Origin of the sequence: Streptomyces scopuliridis RB72, from assembly GCF_000718095.1 — a bacterium.
Lineage (GTDB): Bacteria > Actinomycetota > Actinomycetes > Streptomycetales > Streptomycetaceae > Streptomyces > Streptomyces scopuliridis.
Genome location: NZ_JOEI01000008.1, coordinates 179,682 through 200,332, shown reverse-complemented (window position 1 = coordinate 200,332; position 20,651 = coordinate 179,682). Strand labels below are relative to the sequence as shown.

General features: G+C 71.2%; 15 protein-coding genes. 6 read left to right on the top strand and 9 right to left on the bottom strand.

Features of this window, described 5'->3' with window-relative positions; all coding sequences use genetic code 11:
- Positions 1-40: 40 nt before the first annotated feature.
- From IF11_RS0111930 to IF11_RS0111920, 3 genes are all read right to left on the bottom strand, one after another.
- Positions 41-1,831 (bottom strand): serine/threonine-protein kinase, encoded by a 1,791-nt coding sequence (locus IF11_RS0111930; RefSeq protein ID WP_030351496.1) that lies wholly within the window; start codon positions 1,829-1,831, stop codon positions 41-43.
- Positions 1,832-2,009: 178 nt separating this feature from the next.
- Positions 2,010-5,273, bottom strand: a complete 3,264-nt coding sequence (locus IF11_RS0111925) for a protein kinase (protein ID WP_030351495.1) — start codon at positions 5,271-5,273, stop codon at positions 2,010-2,012.
- A 299-nt stretch (positions 5,274-5,572) separates the two neighbouring features.
- Complete coding sequence (locus IF11_RS0111920; protein WP_030351494.1) at positions 5,573-7,510, bottom strand: serine/threonine-protein kinase; 1,938 nt, start codon at positions 7,508-7,510, stop codon at positions 5,573-5,575.
- 160 nt (positions 7,511-7,670) lie between these two features.
- Between IF11_RS0111920 and IF11_RS0111915 the strand changes: the two genes are divergently transcribed.
- Complete coding sequence (locus IF11_RS0111915; protein WP_030351493.1) at positions 7,671-8,852, top strand: serine hydrolase domain-containing protein; 1,182 nt, start codon at positions 7,671-7,673, stop codon at positions 8,850-8,852.
- A gap of 35 nt (positions 8,853-8,887) precedes the next feature.
- Here the strand turns inward: IF11_RS0111915 and IF11_RS0111910 are convergent, their stop codons facing one another.
- Positions 8,888-10,594: a glycerol-3-phosphate dehydrogenase/oxidase gene (locus IF11_RS0111910; protein WP_030351492.1), complete on the bottom strand. Its 1,707-nt coding sequence runs from the start codon at positions 10,592-10,594 to the stop codon at positions 8,888-8,890.
- A 264-nt stretch (positions 10,595-10,858) separates the two neighbouring features.
- Between IF11_RS0111910 and IF11_RS0111905 the strand changes: the two genes are divergently transcribed.
- Both IF11_RS0111905 and IF11_RS0111900 read left to right on the top strand, forming a co-directional pair.
- Positions 10,859-12,121 (top strand): nucleotide sugar dehydrogenase, encoded by a 1,263-nt coding sequence (locus tag IF11_RS0111905; RefSeq protein WP_030351491.1) that lies wholly within the window; start codon positions 10,859-10,861, stop codon positions 12,119-12,121.
- 93 nt (positions 12,122-12,214) lie between these two features.
- The gene (locus IF11_RS0111900) at positions 12,215-12,709 is read left to right on the top strand and encodes a hypothetical protein (RefSeq protein WP_030351490.1); all 495 of its coding nucleotides are present in this window, start codon (positions 12,215-12,217) and stop codon (positions 12,707-12,709) included.
- Between the two features lie 92 nt (positions 12,710-12,801).
- On the opposite strand, the gene IF11_RS0111895 is transcribed toward IF11_RS0111900, so the two are convergent.
- The 4 genes from IF11_RS0111895 to IF11_RS0111880 all read right to left on the bottom strand — a co-directional run bounded on the left by IF11_RS0111895 (position 12,802) and on the right by IF11_RS0111880 (position 17,193).
- Complete coding sequence (locus IF11_RS0111895) at positions 12,802-13,926, bottom strand: GuaB3 family IMP dehydrogenase-related protein (protein ID WP_030351489.1); 1,125 nt, start codon at positions 13,924-13,926, stop codon at positions 12,802-12,804.
- A 100-nt stretch (positions 13,927-14,026) separates the two neighbouring features.
- Entirely contained in the window at positions 14,027-15,529 is a 1,503-nt protein-coding gene (gene guaB / locus IF11_RS0111890; protein ID WP_030351488.1) for an IMP dehydrogenase, read from the bottom strand.
- A 221-nt stretch (positions 15,530-15,750) separates the two neighbouring features.
- Complete coding sequence (locus IF11_RS0111885) at positions 15,751-16,326, bottom strand: sigma-70 family RNA polymerase sigma factor (RefSeq protein ID WP_030351487.1); 576 nt, start codon at positions 16,324-16,326, stop codon at positions 15,751-15,753.
- Between the two features lie 255 nt (positions 16,327-16,581).
- Complete coding sequence (locus IF11_RS0111880) at positions 16,582-17,193, bottom strand: response regulator transcription factor (RefSeq protein WP_003948568.1); 612 nt, start codon at positions 17,191-17,193, stop codon at positions 16,582-16,584.
- A 424-nt stretch (positions 17,194-17,617) separates the two neighbouring features.
- On the opposite strand from IF11_RS0111880, the gene IF11_RS0111875 reads away from it, so the two are divergent.
- Complete coding sequence (locus IF11_RS0111875; RefSeq protein WP_051745810.1) at positions 17,618-17,983, top strand: WhiB family transcriptional regulator; 366 nt, start codon at positions 17,618-17,620, stop codon at positions 17,981-17,983.
- An 84-nt stretch (positions 17,984-18,067) separates the two neighbouring features.
- Here IF11_RS0111875 and IF11_RS0111870 read toward each other — a convergent pair whose 3' ends face one another.
- Entirely contained in the window at positions 18,068-18,958 is an 891-nt protein-coding gene (locus IF11_RS0111870) for a LysR family transcriptional regulator (RefSeq protein ID WP_030351485.1), read from the bottom strand.
- An 81-nt stretch (positions 18,959-19,039) separates the two neighbouring features.
- Between IF11_RS0111870 and IF11_RS0111865 the strand changes: the two genes are divergently transcribed.
- The gene (locus IF11_RS0111865) at positions 19,040-19,729 is read left to right on the top strand and encodes an MOSC domain-containing protein (RefSeq protein WP_030351484.1); all 690 of its coding nucleotides are present in this window, start codon (positions 19,040-19,042) and stop codon (positions 19,727-19,729) included.
- A gap of 53 nt (positions 19,730-19,782) precedes the next feature.
- Positions 19,783-20,556 (top strand): SDR family NAD(P)-dependent oxidoreductase, encoded by a 774-nt coding sequence (locus IF11_RS0111860; RefSeq protein WP_030351483.1) that lies wholly within the window; start codon positions 19,783-19,785, stop codon positions 20,554-20,556.
- Positions 20,557-20,651 lie beyond the last annotated feature (95 nt).

The following is a 20,651-nucleotide window of genomic DNA, read 5'->3' as shown; positions in this document are numbered from 1 at the left end:
ACGCATCCTCACGAAGTACGGCCGCGCTCGCGACGCCGTATCACTGGCCGGTATCGGTCGCCGGCGCCTGCCAGCTGCGCAGTACGGCGTCGAACTGCTTGCGCGTCGTCGCCCAGTCCTCCTCGGGACCGGCCATGTAGATCGCGTACTCCGTACCGCTGTCGTCCGAGTAGTAGATCTGGTCGATCGCGTGCCGCTTGCCGGGGTTCCCGGTCTTCTCGGTCCAGGTGAACTCCCAGAGGGCGGCCTTCGCCTTGTCCCGGTAGTTGTTCGGGGCCAGCTGGAGCCGGGCGTACTCCGGGAAGTTCTGGACGGACTTCTCCATGCTCAGCATGTGCGCGTACGGAGTGTCGAAGTCGGGCGTGCCGACGCTGATCCGTATGAGATGACGGCCGTTGTCCGGGGTGTAGTCGATCTGGTCGCCGCTCACCTGGCGTTCCCAGCCCTGGGGGACGTTGAGGCTGAAGCCCTCCTCGGCCTCGACACGGGTCCAGCCCTCGGGCGTGGTCCCGCTGCCGGCGTCTCCCTCACCCGCCGTACCGTCGGCCGTGGCGCCTTCCGTCGTACCGTCCGTCGGACCGCCCGCCGGACCGTCGCCCGCCGTAGTGTCGTCTGCCGGAGCGTCGTTCGCGGACTGACCACCCGCGTTGTCGGTGGGGGCACCGTCGTCGGCGTACTTCAGGGCGGCGAAGCCGGCGCCGCCGCCGAGGACGGCCGCGACGACCACGGCCACGAGCGTCGTACGCCAACGGTTCCGGCGGCCGGGGCCCGAGGGCGGGGCCTGTGGCGCGGGAACGGTCGGGGAGCTCGGTGTCGGGCCAGGCACGGGGCCGGTGGCGGGAACGGTCGCGGGGCCGGTCCCTGCGGGTGCGAAGGGCGGTCCGGCGGGCTGCGGTTGCGCGGCGGCCGACTGCCGCTCCCCGTACGGCAGATGACGCGTCGGCTCCTGCTCCTCCGCCCCGGCGGCCGTCCGCCCCTCCGCCACCTCGCGCAGCATGTGCTCGCTCCGCTCCGCCCCGGGCCGCCCGTCCGGGTCCTTGCGCAGCAGCCCGGCGATCACGGGCGCGAGCGGGCCCGCGTGATCGGGGTGGTCGGGCTCGTCCGTCACCACGGCCTGCATGGTGGACAGCGGTGAACTCCGGCGGAACGGCGAGACCCCCTGCACCGCCGTATAGAGCGTCACCCCGAGCGACCAGAGGTCGGAGGCGGGGCCGGGATCGCCGCCCCGTACCCGCTCGGGCGCCAGATAGTCGATGGACCCGATGAGTTCACCGGTCCTGGTGATGGTCGAGTCGCCCTCTATCGCCGCGATCCCGAAGTCGGTGAGCAGCACCCGGCCGTCGCGCGCGAGCAGGACATTGCCGGGCTTCACATCGCGGTGCAGCACCCCGGCCGCGTGCGCGGCGCGCAGCGCGCCGAGGACCGCGAGACCGATCCTGGCCGCCTCGCGGTGATCGATCCGGCCGGACTCCTTCACGGCGTCGGCGAGGGAAGGACCGTCGACGTACTGCATGACGATCCACGGCCGGCCGTCGTGCTCCAGCACATCGTGGACGGTGACGACAGCCGGGTGGCTGATCCGGGCGGCGGCCCGCGCCTCCTTCTGGGTCCGCTGGTGCAGTACGGCCCGGTCGGCCTCGGAAACATAACGTCCTGCGGTCAACTCCTTGATGGCGACGACCCGGTGGAGCACCTCGTCATGTGCCCGCCACACCTTGCCCATGCCGCCGCTGCCGATGGACTCCGCCAGCCGGTAACGCCCGGCGAGCAGCGGCCCCGCGCCCACCGCGTTCCCGCCCGAGTCCGTTCCCGTGCTCTGTGTTTGCTCCACGTCCCAGCCCCGTTCCTTGGGGTCACAGATTACGGAGGGGGCATACGGGGCGGAACCTCGGGTCGCTCACGGAAACCGCACTGTGATGCGTGACCAGCGTTGTACGGGGCACGAGTTGGGATTCATGTGCCTCATGCCGTCATGCCTCGCGCCATGTCTCATGCCTCATGCCTGACGCTCAGCCGGTAACCCGGTAGGCACCGGTCGCCTGCTGGTAGATCTCGTCGACCTTGTCCCGCTGTCCGTCCGGGCCGATGACCTGGATGATGTGGTACCGGCCGTCGACGATCATCGCGAGGTTCCGTACGAACACGTCGCGCCCGCTGCTGTCCTGCCAGGTGTACTGACCCTCCGCCATGGCCTGCCGGCCCACGTCGATCCGGCGTACGCCGGAGGCGCTGGACCAGGACGAGTCCCGGAACGGCTGGAGTTCCCGCTCCTTGTCGCGCTGATAGGCGATCGGGTCGCCGCCGTTCTCCGCCACGCTGTCCCGGCCGGGAACGACGATCAGCGTGAAGTCGCCCCCGACATAGCGGACTTGCCCGCTGTCGTTGATGGGGCGCCGCTGCCAGCCCTTGTCGACCGCGATCCGGAAGCCCTCGGAGTCCGTGCGCAGGGCATAGCCGTCGGCGAGATCGACGCCGGGACCCGAGGTCTGGGGCGCCGAGCCATTGGACGGGGTCGAACCGGAGCTGCCCGGACCCGGCGATTGCGGCGCGGCGGACGAGCCGGGGCTCGCCTCACCGACGCTCTGGCCCTGCTGCTGCGTATTCGCCTTGGGCAGGAACATCACGGCGTAGACGACGGCCGCCACGAGCAACAGCAGAATCAGGATCAGCAGATTGCGGCCGAGGGAACGGGGGCCGCGGCCAGGGCTCTTCCCGGCCCTGTCGAACCGGTCCGCACTGTCGAACCGGTCCGCACTGTCGAACCGGTCCGCACTGTCGAACCGGTCCGCGCCGTCGAATCCGCCCGACCCGTCGAACCTGTCCGCCCTGTCGCGCCGCTCCGGCCCGGCCGACCGCTCCGGCCCGTCCAGCAGCCGGTCCAGTCGTTCCGTACGCTCGTGGGGCGCGTCGGCCCCGAGCGCGTGCTCGTTCTCGTGCTCGTACCGCCGTCGCTCGTCGAGGCCGGACCGGCCGCCCTTCTCCTTGCGCTCCTTGCCCTTCTTGTGGCGGTGGCGCCCGCCCAGGTCACGGCCACGCCCGCGGCGCCTGCGCACCAGCTCTCCCCGGCGGCGCACGATCGGCAGCCGGGTCTCGTCCGCCGGGAGCGGTACGACATCCAGACCGGCCTCCGGCTCGGGCGCGGACCGTACGAGCGAGCGCAGCCAGCCACGCAGCTCCTCGAAGTCCGGCCGCTCGGTGGGGTCCTGACGCAGCAGCGACTCCACGACCGGACGCAGCGGTCCGCACTCCTCGGCGAAGGCGGGCGGCTCGGCGCAGACGAGCTGCACCAGCTCGATGGCGCTCTCTTCGGGGTACGGGGCATGGCCCTGCACCGCGCGGTACAGCAGCGCGCCGAGGGCCCACAGGTCGGTGGCGGGCCCGATGGGCGGTGCCAGCTGCCAGTTCTCGTGGACGGGACCGGCCTGCTCGGGCGCCCAGCGCTCGGTGACGGCGCCGACGACCGCGATACGGGCCTGCCGGGCGCGCTCGGCGGCGAGCGGGGTGGCGGGGCCGCGGTACGCGGGCACGGGGCCGCTCGCGACTATCTCGTCCCAGCGCCCGGCGCCCGCGCCCTGCCCGGTGACGGCGGGCAGCTGGGCGGACTGGCGCTGCGAGTCGGCGCGGAACGCGTCGCGCGCCCCGCCCGCCTGCCAGTTGCCGCTTCCTCCGCCGCTGCCGCTGCCGGGTCCGGAGTACGGGGTGTCGCCGCCACGGGCGACGAGGGCACCGGAACCTGTGCCCGAGCCGGACCGGGAGCCGCCGGGCGGCAGCGCGGGAATGCCGGACGTACCACCGGAGGTCGCATCGTCGCCACTCGCGCCGGAGCCGCCCCCGAAGGGGCCCGCCGAGTCCGGGCCGTACGGGCTGCCGCCCGCCGGTACGGAGCCCGAGGCGTCGTTCCAGGGCGCCGGGCCGTCGCGCCAGACACCGGCCAGCTGGGCGCGGTAGGGCGTGGGCGGCTCGTCGTCCTCGTCGATGTCCGCGTCGGCGTCCGTGTCCGCGAAGGTGCGCGGCTTGGCCCACCAGTCCGGGTCGAGGCTCGTGCCCTGCGGGCCATCGCCGGAGCCGGAACCGGAGCCGCTCCGGGGCGGCTCCTGCGCACCGGAACCGGTGGCCGTGCCCCCCGTGCCCGCCGGGCCACCACTCCCCGCCGTGCCGCCCGAGGCTCCCGGGACAGCCGGGACGCCCGTGCTGCTCGTACCGCTCGTACCGGAGCCCTGGTCCTCAGTGGCGCGCGCGGCGGCGCGTGCCCCCGCGCGGTACGCGGCGATGGCTCCGGCGCGCGCGGCGCGGATATCGCCCGAGGCGCTCCCGCCGGGCAGCGCCGGCTGGCCGCCGTACGGCGCCGGGATGCCGGGGGTGCCGTGATGCGGACGCGGCATGGCGCCGGACGTACCGGACGAGGTGCCGTCGTCGTACGGACTGTCCGCGCCGCGGCCCGTTCCCAGCGCGGCGCGATTCGGCGCACCGGGCACCCCCGCCGTCGGCCCGGGGTCGTACGGCAGGGCGGATGTCCGCGAGCCGGTCAGCCCTTCCGTCGGCGCGTACTGTCCGGGCGGCCCGAGCCGTTCGTAGGCCCCCTGCTGTCCTTGCGCCCCCACTTCCTCGTGGGGCGCGTGGGGGTCATGGAGTCCGTGCTGCTCCCGCGGTCCCTGGTGGTCCGGCTCCTCGAACCGGTCCGGCGGCTCGGGCACCGGCGCGTATCCGCACAGCGCCTCTTCCGCCGCGCCCGCGGCGAGCCCGGTGAGCACCACGCGCCCGTCGTCGCAGACGAGGACCGTACGGACGGTGATGTTCCGGTGGGTCCAGCCGTGCGCGTGCACCACCCGCACCGCGGTGAGCACATCGGAGGCGATCTCGGCGGCCCGGAAGGGGTTCAGCGGGCGCTCGGCGAGCAGCGCGGCGAGCGGTCTGGCCGCGACCAGTTCACTCACTATCCACAGGGAACCGGCCTCCGCGAACACGTCGAAGACCTGGTCGAGCCGGGGGTGATCGGGGATCTGGGCGGCGCTCTGCGCGGCCTCGATGGCCCGCCGCACCGCCGGATCCGTATGTCTGCGTGCCGAACGCCCCGAGGCCCGGCGCGGCGCCGCGGCGCCGTCCGCGTCCACCACCTCCGCGTCCACGACCTCCGGCAACGGCACCTGTCTGACGAGGACTTCCTGCCCGCTGTACGTATCGAAGGCGCGGGTCTCGACAAGTTCGTACTCATCGGAGGGTGGCAACGGCAGGCGATAGCGGTCGGCAAGCACCCGTCCCGCGTAGTCGTCCACAACGCCTCCCCACAACACGCTGTCTCCCGGTCCTGGAGACCCGCGAAACCGCCAATTCCGGTCGTTTACCGGCTCATTGTGGATGCGTACGGTTCGCGAGTTCTCACGATACGTGGCCGCGGGCCAACATGCCGCCGGGTCGCGGCAACCCGCTGCGTAACGTTCAGTTCTCGTACGCCGAACTACCCACCACAGCGGCCGGAACTCATCGCTCCGGCCATTCGCTCGCCGGCGAACTCAGGCGGCTGCTCAGCCGTCGCTCAGGCCCGTCGCTCAGGCCCGTCGCTCAGGCCCGTCGCTCAGGCCTTCGGCTTGAATGTCGCGAACGCCGTCTTGCGCAGCGTCTCGCACTCCGTGTCGCTCCACTCGCTCGCCTTGCAGCTGACCATGATCGAGTAGCCGCGCTTGGCGTCGATCTTGAAGCCCCGGTTGAGGACCCTGATCCGCTCGCCGCTCTGGTCGCGCTCGAACTCCCAGTCGGCGACGGTCTGGTAGCCGTTGTAGTCGACCTTCTTGATACCGCGCAGCTTGTAGTTGTCACTGCTGCCCCTGACCGCCGACTGGAGCCCCTGCCAGGCAGCCACCGCGTCATCGGTCGGGCTGTCGTTGAAGTCGATCTGGACCCGGGGGAATCCGCCGTCGGCGCTGTAAATGCCACCGGAGTTGGCTCCGGCTATGCCGGTTCTATGGAACCCCTTGGGCATCGCCATCGAGAAGCGGAACCGGTCGTCGGTGACCTTGGCGTAGCCGTCGGGCAGCGCGTCGCCCTTCTTACCGCCGCCCTCCTTCCCGTCACCGGAGTCGCCGGAGTCGCCCGACGGATCGGAACCGGAACCGGAATCGGACCCCTGCCCGCTCGTGGCGGCGGTGTCCCCCTTGCCGTCCCCCGCCGCGCTCGCGCCCGGCGCCGGGTCCTGCCCCTTGCCGTCGCCCGATCCGTCCTCACCGGCGGTGGTCCCGGCCGAGGCGGTCGAGGGGTCCTTGCCCTGGTTGCTCCCTGACGCGTCGTCGGCGTTCCCGTTCAGCGCGACGATCAGGACGGTGGAGATGAGCGCGAGCGCGGCGACGACCGCGATGATCACCAGCGTGCGCCGGGGCACCACATCGGTGAGCGACGCGCGCGGTGTCGCGGGCCGCTGCGGAACCGCGGGCTCCGGGGCCGGCCGGGTCTCGGGCTTGCCGGCCGCCGCGTTCCGTACGGAGCGCAGCGCGCCGCGCACCCGGTCCGCGCCCGCGTCCCCGGCGGATCCCCGCGCCGGCTGCGCGGCCGGGGCCTCGCCGGGCATCGGCGGAAGCGGCACGACACGGGTCGCGTCCGGCTCCGGCTCCGGAGCGCGCCGGGGCTGCTCGGGCGCGTCGACGATGGCCTGGAGGAGCGCCCGCGCGCCCGCGTCGTCGAGCCGCTGCTCGGGGTCCTTGGCGAGCAGCCCGTAGATGACCTCTTCCAGCGGGCCCGCGTTCTTGGGCGGGTCGAGCGGCTCGGTCATCACGGCGGTGAGCGTGGCGATGGCGGAGCCCTTGTCGTACGGGGGGCAGCCCTCCACCGACGCGTACAGCAGCCCGCCGAGCGACCAGAGGTCGGCCGCGGGTCCCGGCTTGTGACCGCGGGCGCGCTCCGGCGAGATGTACGAGGGGGCGCCGACGAGCATGCCTGTCGAGGTGACCGACGGGTCGCCCTCGACCTGGGCGATACCGAAGTCGGTGAGGACCACGCGGCCGTCCTCGGCGATCAGCACATTGGACGGCTTCACATCGCGGTGCAGGATGCCCTCGCGGTGCGCGGAGCGCAGCACGTCGAGGATCGCGAGCCCGACCTCGGCGGCCCGCCTGGGCGTCAGCAGCCCGTCCTCCCGGACGGCTTCGGCGAGCGACTTGCCCTCGACCAGCTCCATCACGATCCAGGGCCGGTCGTCCTCGTCCACGACGTCATAGACCGTCACCGCGCCGCTGTTGCGGATCCGCGCGATCGCCTTGGCCTCACGCAGCGTGCGCGTGATCAGCCGGCGCTTCTCGTCCTCGTCGATGCTGGAGGGAAAGCGCAGTTCCTTCACCGCGACCGTACGGCCGAGCGTCTCGTCGAGCGCCCGCCAGACCGTGCCCATGCCACCGCGCCCCAGCACTCCGCCGAGCCGGTACCTGCCCGCGAGCAGGCGCCCTTCCGGAGTGCCGTCGGCGCTCTTCCTCGCGTCCTGCTGGGGCTCCTGCGCCGTGTCCCGCGACTGCTCCGACTGCGACATGCGTCCCCTCTGCGATCCCTGATCCTGGCCCGCGACTCCACCCACCCGCGCGGTGCCGTAACGCGCCCTGGCAGAGGCTTCATTGTCCCTCACTCCGGGACCGTCACCGCTCCCGGGTCCGGCGTCCGCCAGGATGGTGCCGGAGGAAGGGACCCCCACCATGCCACTACCCCGGGCCCGGTTGACCACCCTGCTGGTCATCACCCTGTTCGGTATGGGCACATGCGTGCCAGGTGCTGGTGTGACGGATGTGCCCAACGGGGCGGGTGTGGCGCGTACGGAGGCAGCCCGTCCCGCACCCTCCCTTACGGAGAAACCGCCCGCCTCGTCTCAGCCCTCGCCGACATCCGCTGTCCTCCCCCTGCTGGTCTCCGACGGCCGCGCCCCCGGCGCCGCCCTGGTCTCCCGCACCCCCGCCTCCTCTCGGTTCGAATCCGCCGGCTCCGGAATCCGCCGCGCCGACCGCTTCCGGGCCGGCAGCACCACCAAGACGCTGGTGGCGACGGTCGTCCTCCAACTCGCCGCCGAGGGGCGGCTGCACCTGTCCGACACCGTCGAACACCATCTGCCGGGACTGGTCCGCGGCCACGGCAACGACGGCCGACGGCTCACCCTGCGCGTGCTGCTGACCCACACCAGCGGGCTGTACGACTACACCGCCGCCGCCTCGGCGCCCGCCCCCACCACCCCCCGGGCGGCGCTCCGTATCGCGCTCGCGCACGCACCGGCGCCACTCGGCTCGTATCTGTACTCCAATACGGATTACGTCCTGCTCGGCCTCGTCGTCAAGAAGGTGACGGGCCGTTCGTACGCGATCGAGGCCACGGACCGCATCATCGTTCCCCTCGGTCTCACCGGCACCTCCTTCCCCGGCGACCGCACCACGCTCCCCTCCCCGCACGGCCGCGCCTACACCCGGGATCCGGACTCCGGCGGACCCCCGCGCGATGTCACCGAACTCGACCCGCGTCCGGCGGGCGCGGCCGGTGAGCTGATCTCCACGCTCGACGATCTCGACCGCTTCTACTCCGCCCTGCTCGGCGGCCGGCTGCTCGCCGCGCCCCAGTTACGCGAGCTGCTGGACACCGCCGCCACGCGCGGCGCCTACGGTCTTGGCATCTACCCGGAGCGGCTCTCCTGCGGCCTCACCGTCTGGGGTCACAACGGCCGGATCTCCGGCAGTTACGTCCGTACGGCCATCACCGCCGACGGCCGGCGCACCCTCACCTTCCGCGTCAACACGGACGCGCTCGCGGACGGATCCCTCGAATCGACCGAACGGGCCCTGCTGGAAGCGGAGTTCTGTCGCTCCGGAAAGGCCCGTCCCGCGAATCCGTCCTGAGCGGGCCCCTCCGGCAACGCACCGGCCGCGGCACGTCAGATCGGCACGATGTCCGGCGCGCCGAGCCGCGCCGCGTCCGCCGTCTGGTCGTCCGGCTGCCGCTGCGACTCCCGCTCCGCCTCCACCCGCTTCTCGTAGTGCTCGACCTCCCGCTCGATCCGGTCCTTGTCCCAGCCGAGGACCGGCGCCATCAGCTCCGCGCACTCCCGCGCGCTGCGCGTGCCCCGGTCGAACGTCTCGATCGAGATCCGGGTCCGCCGGGTCAGTACATCGTCGAGATGGCGCGCCCCTTCATGCGAGGCCGCGTAGACGACCTCGGCGCGCAGATAGTCGTCGGCGGCGGCCAGCGGCTCACCGAGACCCGGGTCCGCCGCGATCAGTTCGAGCAGCTCCTCGACGAGCGTCCCGTACCGGTTCAGCAGATGCTCCACGCGCACGACATGGATCCCGGTCCGCGCGGCCATCCTCGCCCGCGCGTTCCACAGCGCGTGATACCCCTCGGCGCCGAGCAGCGGCACGTCCTCGGTGACGCACTCCGCCACCCGCTGGTCGAGGCCGTGCACCGCCTCGTCCACCGCGTCCTTGGCCATCACCCGGTACGTCGTGTACTTGCCGCCCGCGACGACCACCAGGCCGGGCACCGGATGCGCGACGGTGTGCTCGCGCGACAGCTTACTGGTGGCGTCGGACTCCCCGGCGAGCAGCGGGCGCAGCCCCGCGTAGACGCCCTGTACGTCGTCCCTGGTCAGCGGCGTGTGCAGCACCGAGTTCACATGTTCGAGCAGATAGTCGATATCGGCGCTGGAGGCCGCCGGATGGGCCTTGTCCAGATCCCAGTCGGTGTCGGTGGTGCCCACGATCCAGTGCCGGCCCCAGGGGATGACGAACAGCACCGACTTCTCGGTCCGCAGGATCAGCCCCGTCGTCGAGTGGATCCGGTCCTTGGGCACGACCAGATGGATGCCCTTGGAGGCCCGGACATGGAACTGCCCGCGCTCGGCGATCAGCGCCTGGGTGTCGTCCGTCCAGACCCCGGTGGCGTTGACGACCTGCTTGGCCCGGATCTCGTACTCCCCGCCGGCCTCCACGTCCCGCACGCGTGCCCCGACCACCCGCTCGCCCTCCCGCAGGAAGCCGATGACCCGCGCCCGGCTGGCGACATGCGCGCCATAGGTCGCGGCCGTACGCACCAGCGTCGCCACATAGCGCGCGTCGTCCATCTGCGCGTCGTAGTACTGCAACGCCCCGACCAGCGCGTCCTTCTTGAGGCAGGGCGCCACCCGCAGCGCGTGGCGCCGGGAGAGGTGGCGGTGGACCGGCAGCCCGCGTCCGTGCCCGGACGAGATGGACATCGCGTCGTACAGCGCGACGCCCGAGCCGGCGTAGAGCCGCTCCCAGCCCTTGTGCTGCAACGGGTAGAGGAACGGCACCGGCTTCACCAGATGGGGCGCCAGCTTCTCCAGCAGCAGTCCGCGCTCCTTGAGGGCTTCGCGTACGAGCGCGAAGTCGAGCATCTCCAGATAGCGCAGGCCGCCGTGGATCAGCTTGCTCGACCGGCTGGAGGTGCCCGACGCCCAGTCGCGCGCCTCGACGAGGCCGGTCGCCAGCCCCCGGGTCACGGCATCGAGGGCGGTCCCCGCTCCGACCACGCCCGCGCCCACCACCAGCACGTCCAGTTCACGCTCGGCCATCGCCGCGAGCGCCTGGCCGCGCTCCGCAGGTCCCAGTGTCGCTGTTCTCACCGCTGCCTCCCGTCGTCCCCCGTGTGGTCGGGCTCACATCATCGATTCTGTCCGCACTCCACGACTTCAGCCACCGCCTGTGGATAACACCGGTCACACAGCTGTCGACGTTTGAGGCCATCCCCCTCGCGAAACGGACTTCCCCGGCCACGCAATGCCGCATAACGGTCATATTTACGCCTAGTCTGACATTGCGCGTGCCCATTCTGTCCACAGGGCTTGCGCTCTCTGTCCACTCCGGCTAAGGGAAGGGCGGTCATCGCCGTGCCCGCAGATCTCGCCGTCATCGGACTCGGCCATCTCGGCCTGCCCCTCGCCCAGGCCGCCGTGGCCGCCGGTATCGACACCATCGGCTACGACACCGACCCGCGGCCGGTCGCCGAACTGGCCGCCGGCCACTCCCCGCTCGACGGCCCGCTCACCGCCTCGGACGTACGCCGGATGCTCTCGGGGGGCTTCCGGCCGACCACCAACCCGGCCGATCTCGGCCGGGTCCGTACCGCCGTCATCTGCGCGCCCACCCCGCTCGGTGCCGACCGCACCCCCGATCTGACCGCCATCGGCGACGCGGCCCGCGCGCTGGCCGCCCGGCTGCGCCCCCACACCACCGTGCTGCTGGAATCACCCGCCGCGCCCGGCACCACCGAGGGCTTCCTCCGCACCGTCCTGGAAGAGGGCTCCGGGCTGCGCGCCGGGCGCGACTTCCATCTCGCGTACTCCCCCGGCCGGCTCGACCCCGGCAACCGCACCCACGGCTTCGCCAACACCCCCAAGGTGATCGGCGGTCTCACCCCCGCCTGCACCGAATCGGCGGCGGCCTTCTACAGCCGCCTCACCGACAAGGTCGTCCGGGCCCGGGGCCCGCGCGAGGCCGAGACCGTCAAGCTCCTCGAAACCAACTTCCGGCACGTCAACATCGCGCTTGTCAACGAGATGGCCGTGCTCTGCCACGACCTCGGCGTCGACCTCTGGGACGTCATCCGCTGCGCCGAGACCAAACCCTTCGGCTTCCAGGCGTTCCGGCCGGGCCCCGGTGTCGGCGGCCACGGCGTTCCGATGGACCCCAGCTATCTGCCGCACGCGGGCCGCACCCCGGGCCATCCGCTGCGGATGGTCGGCCTCGCCCAGGAGATCAACTCCCGGATGCCGCAGTACGTCATCCAGCGCAGCGCCACCCTGCTCAACGAGCACGGCAAATCCGCGCGCGGCGCCCGCGTACTGCTCCTCGGCGTCACCTACAAGCCCGACCTCGCCGACCAGCAGAGCTCACCGGCGACGGAGATCGCCTGCCGGCTGATGGATCTGGGCGCCACCGTCAGCTACCACGATCCGTACGTCCCCGACTGGCGCGTACGCGAACTCCCCGTACCCCGCGCGGACTCCCTCTACGAGGCCGCCGCGAACGCCGATCTGACGGTGCTTCTCCAGCACCACCGCACGTACGACCTGCAAGGGCTGGCGGTCAAGGCGCAGTTGCTGCTGGACACCAGGGGCGCGAGCCCGGCGGGTGCCGCGTACCGCCTCTGAATCCGCTACGGGACTGTCCGAGCCGACTGCTACTGTCCAGGGCCATCGAGCGCAGGTCATGCGCACGACACTTTCCCTGGGGGGATTCTCAGCATGAGCCAGTCTGTTCCACCACCCGGCAACCCCTTCGCCGACGGCGCCGTTCCGCCCGGCCCGTACACCCCGCCTCCGCCGCCCGCGCCTGTGCGCGACAATCTCGCGCTCGGTCTGGTGACGGCCCTGGTCGCCGCACTCGTCGCCGGCGGGGTCTACGGCGGGATCGCCGGGGCCATCGAGCGCGAGATCGGCTGGGCCGCCATCGGCGTCGGCTTCCTGGTCGGGTTCGCCGCGGGCAAGGTCGGCGGGCCCAACCCCGTACTGCCGATCGCGAGCGCCGTCCTGTCCCTGGGCGCGGTCTACCTGGGCCAGCTCCTCGGCATCGCGATCAGCGTCGCCAAGGAACTGAACGTGTCCGCGACGGACGTCTTCCTCGACAACTTCGGTCTGCTGACCGAGGCGTGGAACGAGGGCAAGGACATCATGACGTTCCTGTTCTTCGCGCTCGCCGCGTTCGCGGCCTTCTCCGGCGCCAAGAAGGCCGCCGAGTAAGGCAGCTCCTCAACAGACAGCGGGAGACAGCGAGATGCCCCGGACCGCGCAATGCGGCCCGGGGCATCTCCGCTTCACACGGACAACGCACCTCAGCGGCGGTGCTGCGAGTCCGCCACCGTCACCTCGACGCGCTGGAACTCCTTGAGCTCGCTGTAGCCCGTCGTCGCCATGGCCCGCCGCAGCGCGCCGAAGAAGTTCATCGACCCGTCCGGGATGTGCGAGGGGCCGGTGAGGACCTCCTCCGTCGTCCCGACGATGCCCAGGTCCACCAGCTTGCCGCGCGGCACGTCCTCGTGGACCGCCTCCATGCCCCAGTGACGCCCCTTGCCCGGCGCGTCCGTCGCCCGCGCCAGCGGCGAGCCGATCATCACCGAGTCCGCGCCGCACGCGATCGCCTTGGGCAGATCGCCCGACCAGCCGACCCCGCCGTCCGCGATGACATGCACATACCGGCCGCCGGACTCGTCCATGTAGTCCCGGCGAGCCGCCGCCACATCCGCGACGGCGGTCGCCATCGGGACCTGGATGCCCAGCACATTGCGGGTGGTGTGCGCGGCGCCGCCGCCGAAACCGACGAGCACGCCCGCCGCGCCCGTACGCATCAGATGCAGGGCCGCGGTGTACGTGGCGCAGCCGCCGACGATGACCGGCACATCCAGCTCGTAGATGAACTGCTTCAGGTTCAGCGGCTCCGCGGCCCCCGAGACATGCTCGGCGGAGACGGTCGTACCGCGGATGACGAAGATGTCGACCCCGGCGTCCACCACGGCCTTGGAGAACTGCGCGGTGCGCTGCGGTGAGAGCGCGGCCGCCGTGACCACGCCCGAGTCCCGCACCTCCTTGATGCGCTGCCCGATGAGCTCTTCCTTGATCGGCTCGGCGTAGATCTCCTGGAGCCTGCGGTTGGCGGTCGCCTCCTCAAGACCGGCGATCTCGTCGAGCAGCGGCTCCGGGTCCTCGTACCGGGTCCACAGACCCTCCAGGTTGAGCACCCCCAGACCGCCCATCTCGCCGATCCGGATCGCGGTCCGCGGGGAGACGACGGAGTCCATGGGAGCGGCCAGGAAGGGCAGCTCGAACCGGTAGGCGTCGATCTGCCAGGCGATCGAGACCTCCTTCGGGTCCCGGGTGCGCCGGCTCGGGACGACGGCGATGTCGTCGAAGGCGTACGCCCTGCGGCCGCGCTTGCCGCGCCCGATCTCGATCTCAGTCACGATGTGTGGCCTTTCCCTCTACGTCTGCCCGTCCAGTATCCCCGACGCGCCAGTGAGGGGCGGTCCCGGAATCCGGGCCGCCCCTCACAGAATCACTCGCTCAGTTCGCGGTGTAGTTCGGTGCCTCGACCGTCATCTGGATGTCGTGCGGGTGGCTCTCCTTGAGACCCGCCGACGTGATCCGTACGAAGCGGCCCTTGCGCTCCATCTCGTCGATGGAGGCGGCGCCCACGTACCCCATGGTCTGGCGCAGCCCGCCGACCAGCTGATGCAGTACGGCGGCGAGCGGACCGCGGAAGGGGACCTGGCCCTCGATGCCCTCGGGCACCAGCTTGTCGTCCGAGGACACCTCGGCCTGGAAGTAGCGGTCCTTGGAGAACGAACGCCCCTGGCCGCGCGACTGCATCGCGCCGAGCGATCCCATGCCCCGGTACGACTTGAACTGCTTGCCGTTGATGAACTGGAGCTCGCCGGGCGACTCCTCGCACCCCGCGAGCAGGCTGCCCAGCATGACCGTGCTGGCTCCGGCGGCGAGCGCCTTGCCGATGTCGCCGGAGTACTGGAGGCCGCCGTCGCCGATCACCGGGATACCGGCCGCCTGACAGGCCACCGACGCCTCGTAGATCGCCGTGACCTGCGGGACCCCGATGCCCGCGACCACGCGGGTGGTACAGATCGAGCCGGGTCCCACACCGACCTTGACGCCGTCCACACCCGCGTCGATCAGCGCCTGGGCGCCGTCACGGGTGGCGACATTGCCGCCGATGACGTCGACCGCGACACTCGACTTGATCTTGGACATCCAGCTGAGCGCGTTGCTGTTGTGGCCGTGCGAGGTGTCCACGACCAGGAAGTCCACGCCCGCCGCGACCAGCGCCTGGGCCCGCTCCAGCGCCTCCGGGCTGGCCCCCACGGCGGCGCCGACCAGCAGCCGGCCTTCCGCGTCCTTGGCCGCGTGCGGGTACTTCTCCGCCTTGACGAAGTCCTTGACGGTGATCAGGCCCTTGAGGATGCCCGCGTCGTCGACCAGCGGCAGCTTCTCGATCTTGTGCCGGCGCAGCAGCTCCATCGCGTCCACACCGGAGATGCCGACCTTGCCGGTGACCAGCGGCATCGGGGTCATGACCTCGCGCACCTGGCGCGTACGGTCCGCCTCGAAGGCCATGTCACGGTTGGTGACGATGCCGAGCAGCTTGCCCGCGCGGTCGGTGACCGGGACGCCGCTGATCCGGAACTTGGCGCAGAGCTGGTCGGCCTCGGCGAGCGTCGCGTCGGGGTGCACCGTGATCGGGTCGGTGACCATGCCGGACTCGGAGCGCTTCACCAGATCGACCTGGTTGGCCTGGTCGGCGATGGAGAGATTGCGGTGCAGCACACCGACGCCGCCCTGCCGCGCCATGGCGATCGCCATCCGGGCCTCGGTGACCTTGTCCATCGCCGCGGACAGCAGCGGGATGTTCACCTTGACGTTCCGCGAGACCAGAGAGGCGGTGTCCACCTGGTTCGGCAGCACTTCCGAGGCCCCCGGCAGCAGCAGCACGTCGTCGTATGTCAGCCCGAGCGTCGCGAATTTCTCGGGCACTCCGTCGACGTTTGCAGTCATGACACCTTCCCCAAATGGCCTTGATCGGTGCGGATGTCCATGCTAACGGGCTCCGCGGGCCGCTCATTCCACGATCGAGATCACCGATCGGCTTCGTATGTTCATACGTTCGCACGCCTCCGGACACGGCTCGCGGCGGCCGCAGGGCGGGGAAGCGCCGGTACGACCGTCCGTTCAGAGGCCCGGACGACCGCCCCGGTTCACGGGCGGCCGCCCCGGTCTCACTGCTCGGCCAGGGCCCGCAGCCTGCTGAGCGCGCGGTGCTGGGCGACCCGTACGGCGCCCGGCGACATCCCCAGCATCTGCCCGGTCTCCTCGGCGGTCAGCCCGACCGCGACCCGCAGCACCAGCAGCTCACGCTGGTTCTCCGGCAGATTGGCGAGCAGTTTCTTGGCCCACTCCGCGTCGCTGCTGAGCAGCGCGCGCTCTTCGGGCCCCAGGGAGTCGTCCGGCCTCTCGGGCATCTCGTCGGACGGCACAGCCGTGGATCCCGGGTGCCGCATGGCGGCCCGCTGGAGATCGGCGACCTTGTGCCCGGCGATGGCGAAGACGAACGCCTCGAAGGGCCGGCCGGTGTCGCGGTACCGCGGCAGCGCCATCAGGACCGCGACACAGACTTCCTGCGCGAGGTCCTCCACGAAGTGCCGCGCGTCACCGGGCAGCCGGTTCAGTCGCGTACGGCAGTAACGCAGCGCGAGCGGATGGACCCGGGCCAGCAGATCGTGCGTGGCCTGTTCGTCGCCGTCGACGGCACGGTGAACGAGCGCACCAATCACCGTGGTCTCGTCATCGCGCATCGGTCCATGGTGCCTTGGCGGCTGCTGATCGGTGGCACCGCGTCCATAGTTGTGCACCGAAGCGTTATGAGCGGGTGCGGCAGAACTCATTTCCTGCGCTCTCCCCTCGCGCTCGTCCGACTCGTCCCCGAGGAACTCCACATCTCAAGGATGCGGCATCGCGCGGGAAACGGGTGTGTACGAGCGTACGTTGCCCCGCCCGCCGGCTCCGCGGGAACAGAAGCGCGAGGCGGCGGGCGGGGCACTACGGGCATGTCAGCGGACGAGGCCCCAGCGGAAGCCGAGCGCCACCGCGTGCGCGCGGTCCGAGGCGCCGAGCTTCTTGAAGAGCCGCCGGGCGTGCGTCTTGACCGTGTCCTCGGAGAGGAACAGCTCACGGCCGATCTCCGCGTTCGACCGGCCATGACTCATGCCTTCGAGCACCTGGATCTCGCGCGCGGTGAGCGTGGGCGCCGCGCCCATCTCGGCCGAGCGGAGCCGGCGCGGCGCGAGCCGCCAGGTCGGATCGGCGAGCGCCTGCGTGACGGTCGCGCGCAGTTCGGCACGCGAGGCGTCCTTGTGGAGATAGCCGCGGGCACCGGCGGCGACCGCGAGCGCGACCCCGTCCAGATCCTCGGCGACCGTGAGCATGATGATCCGGGCGCCGGGGTCCGCCGAGAGCAGCCGGCGGACCGTCTCGACACCGCCCAGCCCCGGCATGCGTACATCCATCAGAATCAGGTCGGACCGGTCGGCGCCCCAGCGGCGGAGGACTTCCTCCCCGTTGGCCGCGGTCGTCACGCGCTCGACGCCGGGCACGGTCGCGACCGCGCGGCGGAGCGCCTCTCGGGCAAGCGGGGAGTCGTCGCAGACGAGGACGGATGTCATGACCGTCCTCCGCAGCTGATGCGCGTCACCTTGAGCCTCCAGGCTGGGTACATATCGTCACCTGTGCGATTGACGCTCTCGGACATGTGCCCGAGCGCTCGTTCTCTCAACCGCCTCGCACATTCAACGACGGTCACTCGAAAGAGTTACGGGTCGGACAACCCTCTTCGACACTCCCTGTGAGGGGTCGCACACGGAGGAGAGCGCCAGGGGTTGACCGGTACCCAATCGGAGGTATGCCCCATTTAGCGGCTTTTCTTCACTTTTACTGGTGTCTGTGGCTAGATTCGCAATGAGTCATATTTACATCTACTTACATAGTAGATGTACGGTCGTGAGCACCGGTGCGAGTACGCGCCGGGCTCGTACCCGGCGTCCAAGCGGCCCGTATCCGCCTCAGCACGGTTTCAAGGGGACATGAGCAATGGCAGATTTCTCCCGCCTTCCCGGACCGAACGCAGACCTGTGGGACTGGCAGCTCCTCGCGGCATGTCGGGGTGTCGACAGTTCGCTCTTCTTCCACCCGGAAGGGGAAAGAGGCGCGGCACGAAGCGCGCGTGAGAACTCGGCGAAAGAGGTGTGCATGAGATGCCCGGTCCGCGCGGAGTGCGCGGCGCACGCCCTGGCGGTGCGGGAGCCGTACGGCGTGTGGGGCGGACTGACCGAGGACGAACGCGAGGAGCTGATGGGGCGGGCGCGGACCCGGCTCATCACGGCGTCGAGCTCGGGGCACGGCACCAGCCACAGTCACAGCCACAGTCACAGCCACGGGGGCCACGAGCACGGCTGACCTTCCGCCACCGCAAAGAGAAGAAACGTTCCTGCAAGACAGCGGCACCACCCCGCACATCCCGCGTCCCGCCCACGCGCCCCGTCAGCGCGCGCGGGCCAGGACCAGCTGATCCAGCGTCGCCGCCACGGCCGGGACCTGTGCCAGATCGGGCAGGGTCAGCGCGACGATCTCCCGGTGGACGGACGGCTCGACCGTCAGCGTACGAACGCCTTCGGTGCGTACGGACTCCATCGCCAGCTCCGGCAGCACCGCCACCCCCAGCCCCGCCGCGACCAGGCCGATCACGGCCGGGTAGTCATCCGTCGCGAAGTCGATCCGGGGCGTGAATCCCGCCGCCTCGCAGGCGTCGACCAACTGTGTACGGCAGCGAGGACAGCCCGCGATCCAGGACTCGGCGGCCAGCTCGGCGATCGCGACCGTACCGGCGTCCGCGAGCCGGTGGCTCTCGGGGACCAGACCGACGAGCCGGTCCACGAGCAGCGGGCGTACGACGAGGTCGTCCCACTCGGCGCCGTGGCCGCCGTACCGGAACGCCAGCGCCACATCGCACTCACCGTCCCTCAGCATCACAGCCGAACTCGGCGGCTCGGCCTCGACCAGCGAGACCCGCGTGCCCGGATGGGCCGCGCGCAGAGCGGCCAGGGCGGTCGGCACCAGCGTGGAACTGCCACTGGGAAAGGACACCAGCCTGACCCGGCCCGCCCGTAGTCCGGCGATGGCCGCGATCTCCTCCTCCGCCGCGGTGAGTCCGGCGAGGATGCCCGTCGCGTGGCGTACGAGCGCCTCTCCGGCCTGGGTCAGCCGCATCTCGCGGCCCGTACGAACGATCAGCGGGGTGCCCGCGGACGATTCGAGCGCCTTCATCTGCTGGCTGACGGCCGGCTGCGTACAGCCCAGCTCGCGCGCCGCGGCGGAGAAGGAGCCCGTGGCGGCCACGGTGCGCAGGACACGGAGATGACGGGCTTCGATCACCCCTCGACTATAAGCGAGTCTTTGGGGTATTGCTGAATAACAGGTGGATCGTTTGAGGGGAGGGCGGATAGCGTGGCGCGTATGAAGCTTCTGACCGTAAATGTGGGGCGACCGACGGCCGTGGAGTACACGGACGCCCCGGGCGGGGTCACGGGAATCGACAAGCGTCCGGCCGACGGTCCCGTACGGGTGGTGAATCCTGGGCCCAAGGGCGAGGGCGCGAGCGGGGTCGCCGGTGACACGGTCTGCGATCTGCGCCATCACGGCGGCAGCGACCAGGCGGTGTACGCGTTCGCGCGGGAGGATCTGGACTTCTGGGAGCGGGAGCTCGGACGGCCGCTGGCCAACGGCGCCTTCGGGGAGAACCTCACCACGTCCGGCCTGGACATCACCGGCGCCAGGATCGGCGAGCGCTGGCGGATAGGCCCCGATGTGGTGCTGGAGACGACGAGCGGGCGGATTCCGTGCCGTACGTTCCAGGGCTGGCTCGGCGAGAAGGGCTGGGTGCGGCGGTTCACCGGGCAGGCCGTGACCGGGGCGTATCTGCGGGTCATCACCCCCGGCGAGATCCGCGCGGGCGATCCGATCGAGATCGTCCACCGGCCGGACCATGACGTGACGGTGGCCCTGGCCTTCCGCGCCGTCACCACCGAGCGCGAGTTGCTGCCGCGGATCCTCGCCGCCGGCGACGCCCTGCATGCCGAGAAGCTGCGCGCGGCGCGGGAGTACGTCGCGAGGAGCACCACGGAGAACGAGAACGCCGCGAAGTAGCCCTTTCCCGGGCGTCGCCGGGTCCCCCCGCGCAGGCACTAACGTGCCTGCCTATGACGACTGCTTTGATTACCGGCGCGACGGCGGGGATCGGCGCCGCCTTCGCTCGGCGGCTGGCCGCGGACGGGCACAATCTCGTCCTGGTGGCCCGCGACACCGAGCGTTTGCGGATCCAGGCCACCGAACTGCACGACCGGCACGGCATCGAGGCCGAGGTGCTGACCGCCGACCTCTCCACCGACGACGGGATCGCCTCGGTGGAGAGACGGCTCTCGGACCGGAAGCAGCCGGTCGATCTGCTGGTCAACAACGCGGGGTTCGGCAACAAGGGACGGTTCCTCGATGTCTCGATGGCCGACGAGCTGACGATGCTGAAGGTGCACTGCGAGGCGGTGCTGCGGCTGACCTCGGCGGCGGTCCCCGGGATGAAGACGCGCGGCCGGGGCGGGGTCGTCAATGTGGCGTCGGTGGCGGCGTTCGTACCGCGCGGGACGTACGGCGCCTCGAAGGCCTGGATCGTGCAGTTCACCCAGGGCGTGGCGCGGGATCTGGCCGGGACGGGCGTGCGGCTGATGGCGCTGTGCCCCGGATTCGTGCGGACCGAGTTCCATGAGCGGGCCGGGATGGGCACGGACAACATCCCGGGCTGGATGTGGCTCGACGCGGACAAGCTGGTGGCCGCCGCGCTGGTGGACCTGGCGCGCGGGAAGGTCGTGTCCGTACCGGATCCGCGCTACAAGGCGCTGATGGGAGCGGTGAAACTGGCTCCGCGCGGGCTGGTTGGCGGGATCACCTCGAAGACGGGCCGCAAGTACGGCCCGCGGTAAGCCCTTTGCGGCCGACCCGGCCGAGAGCGCGCGCAATGCACCGAGGCCCGGCACCCCCGCGAAGGGGTACCGGGCCTCGGTGCGTTCGTCCTGCC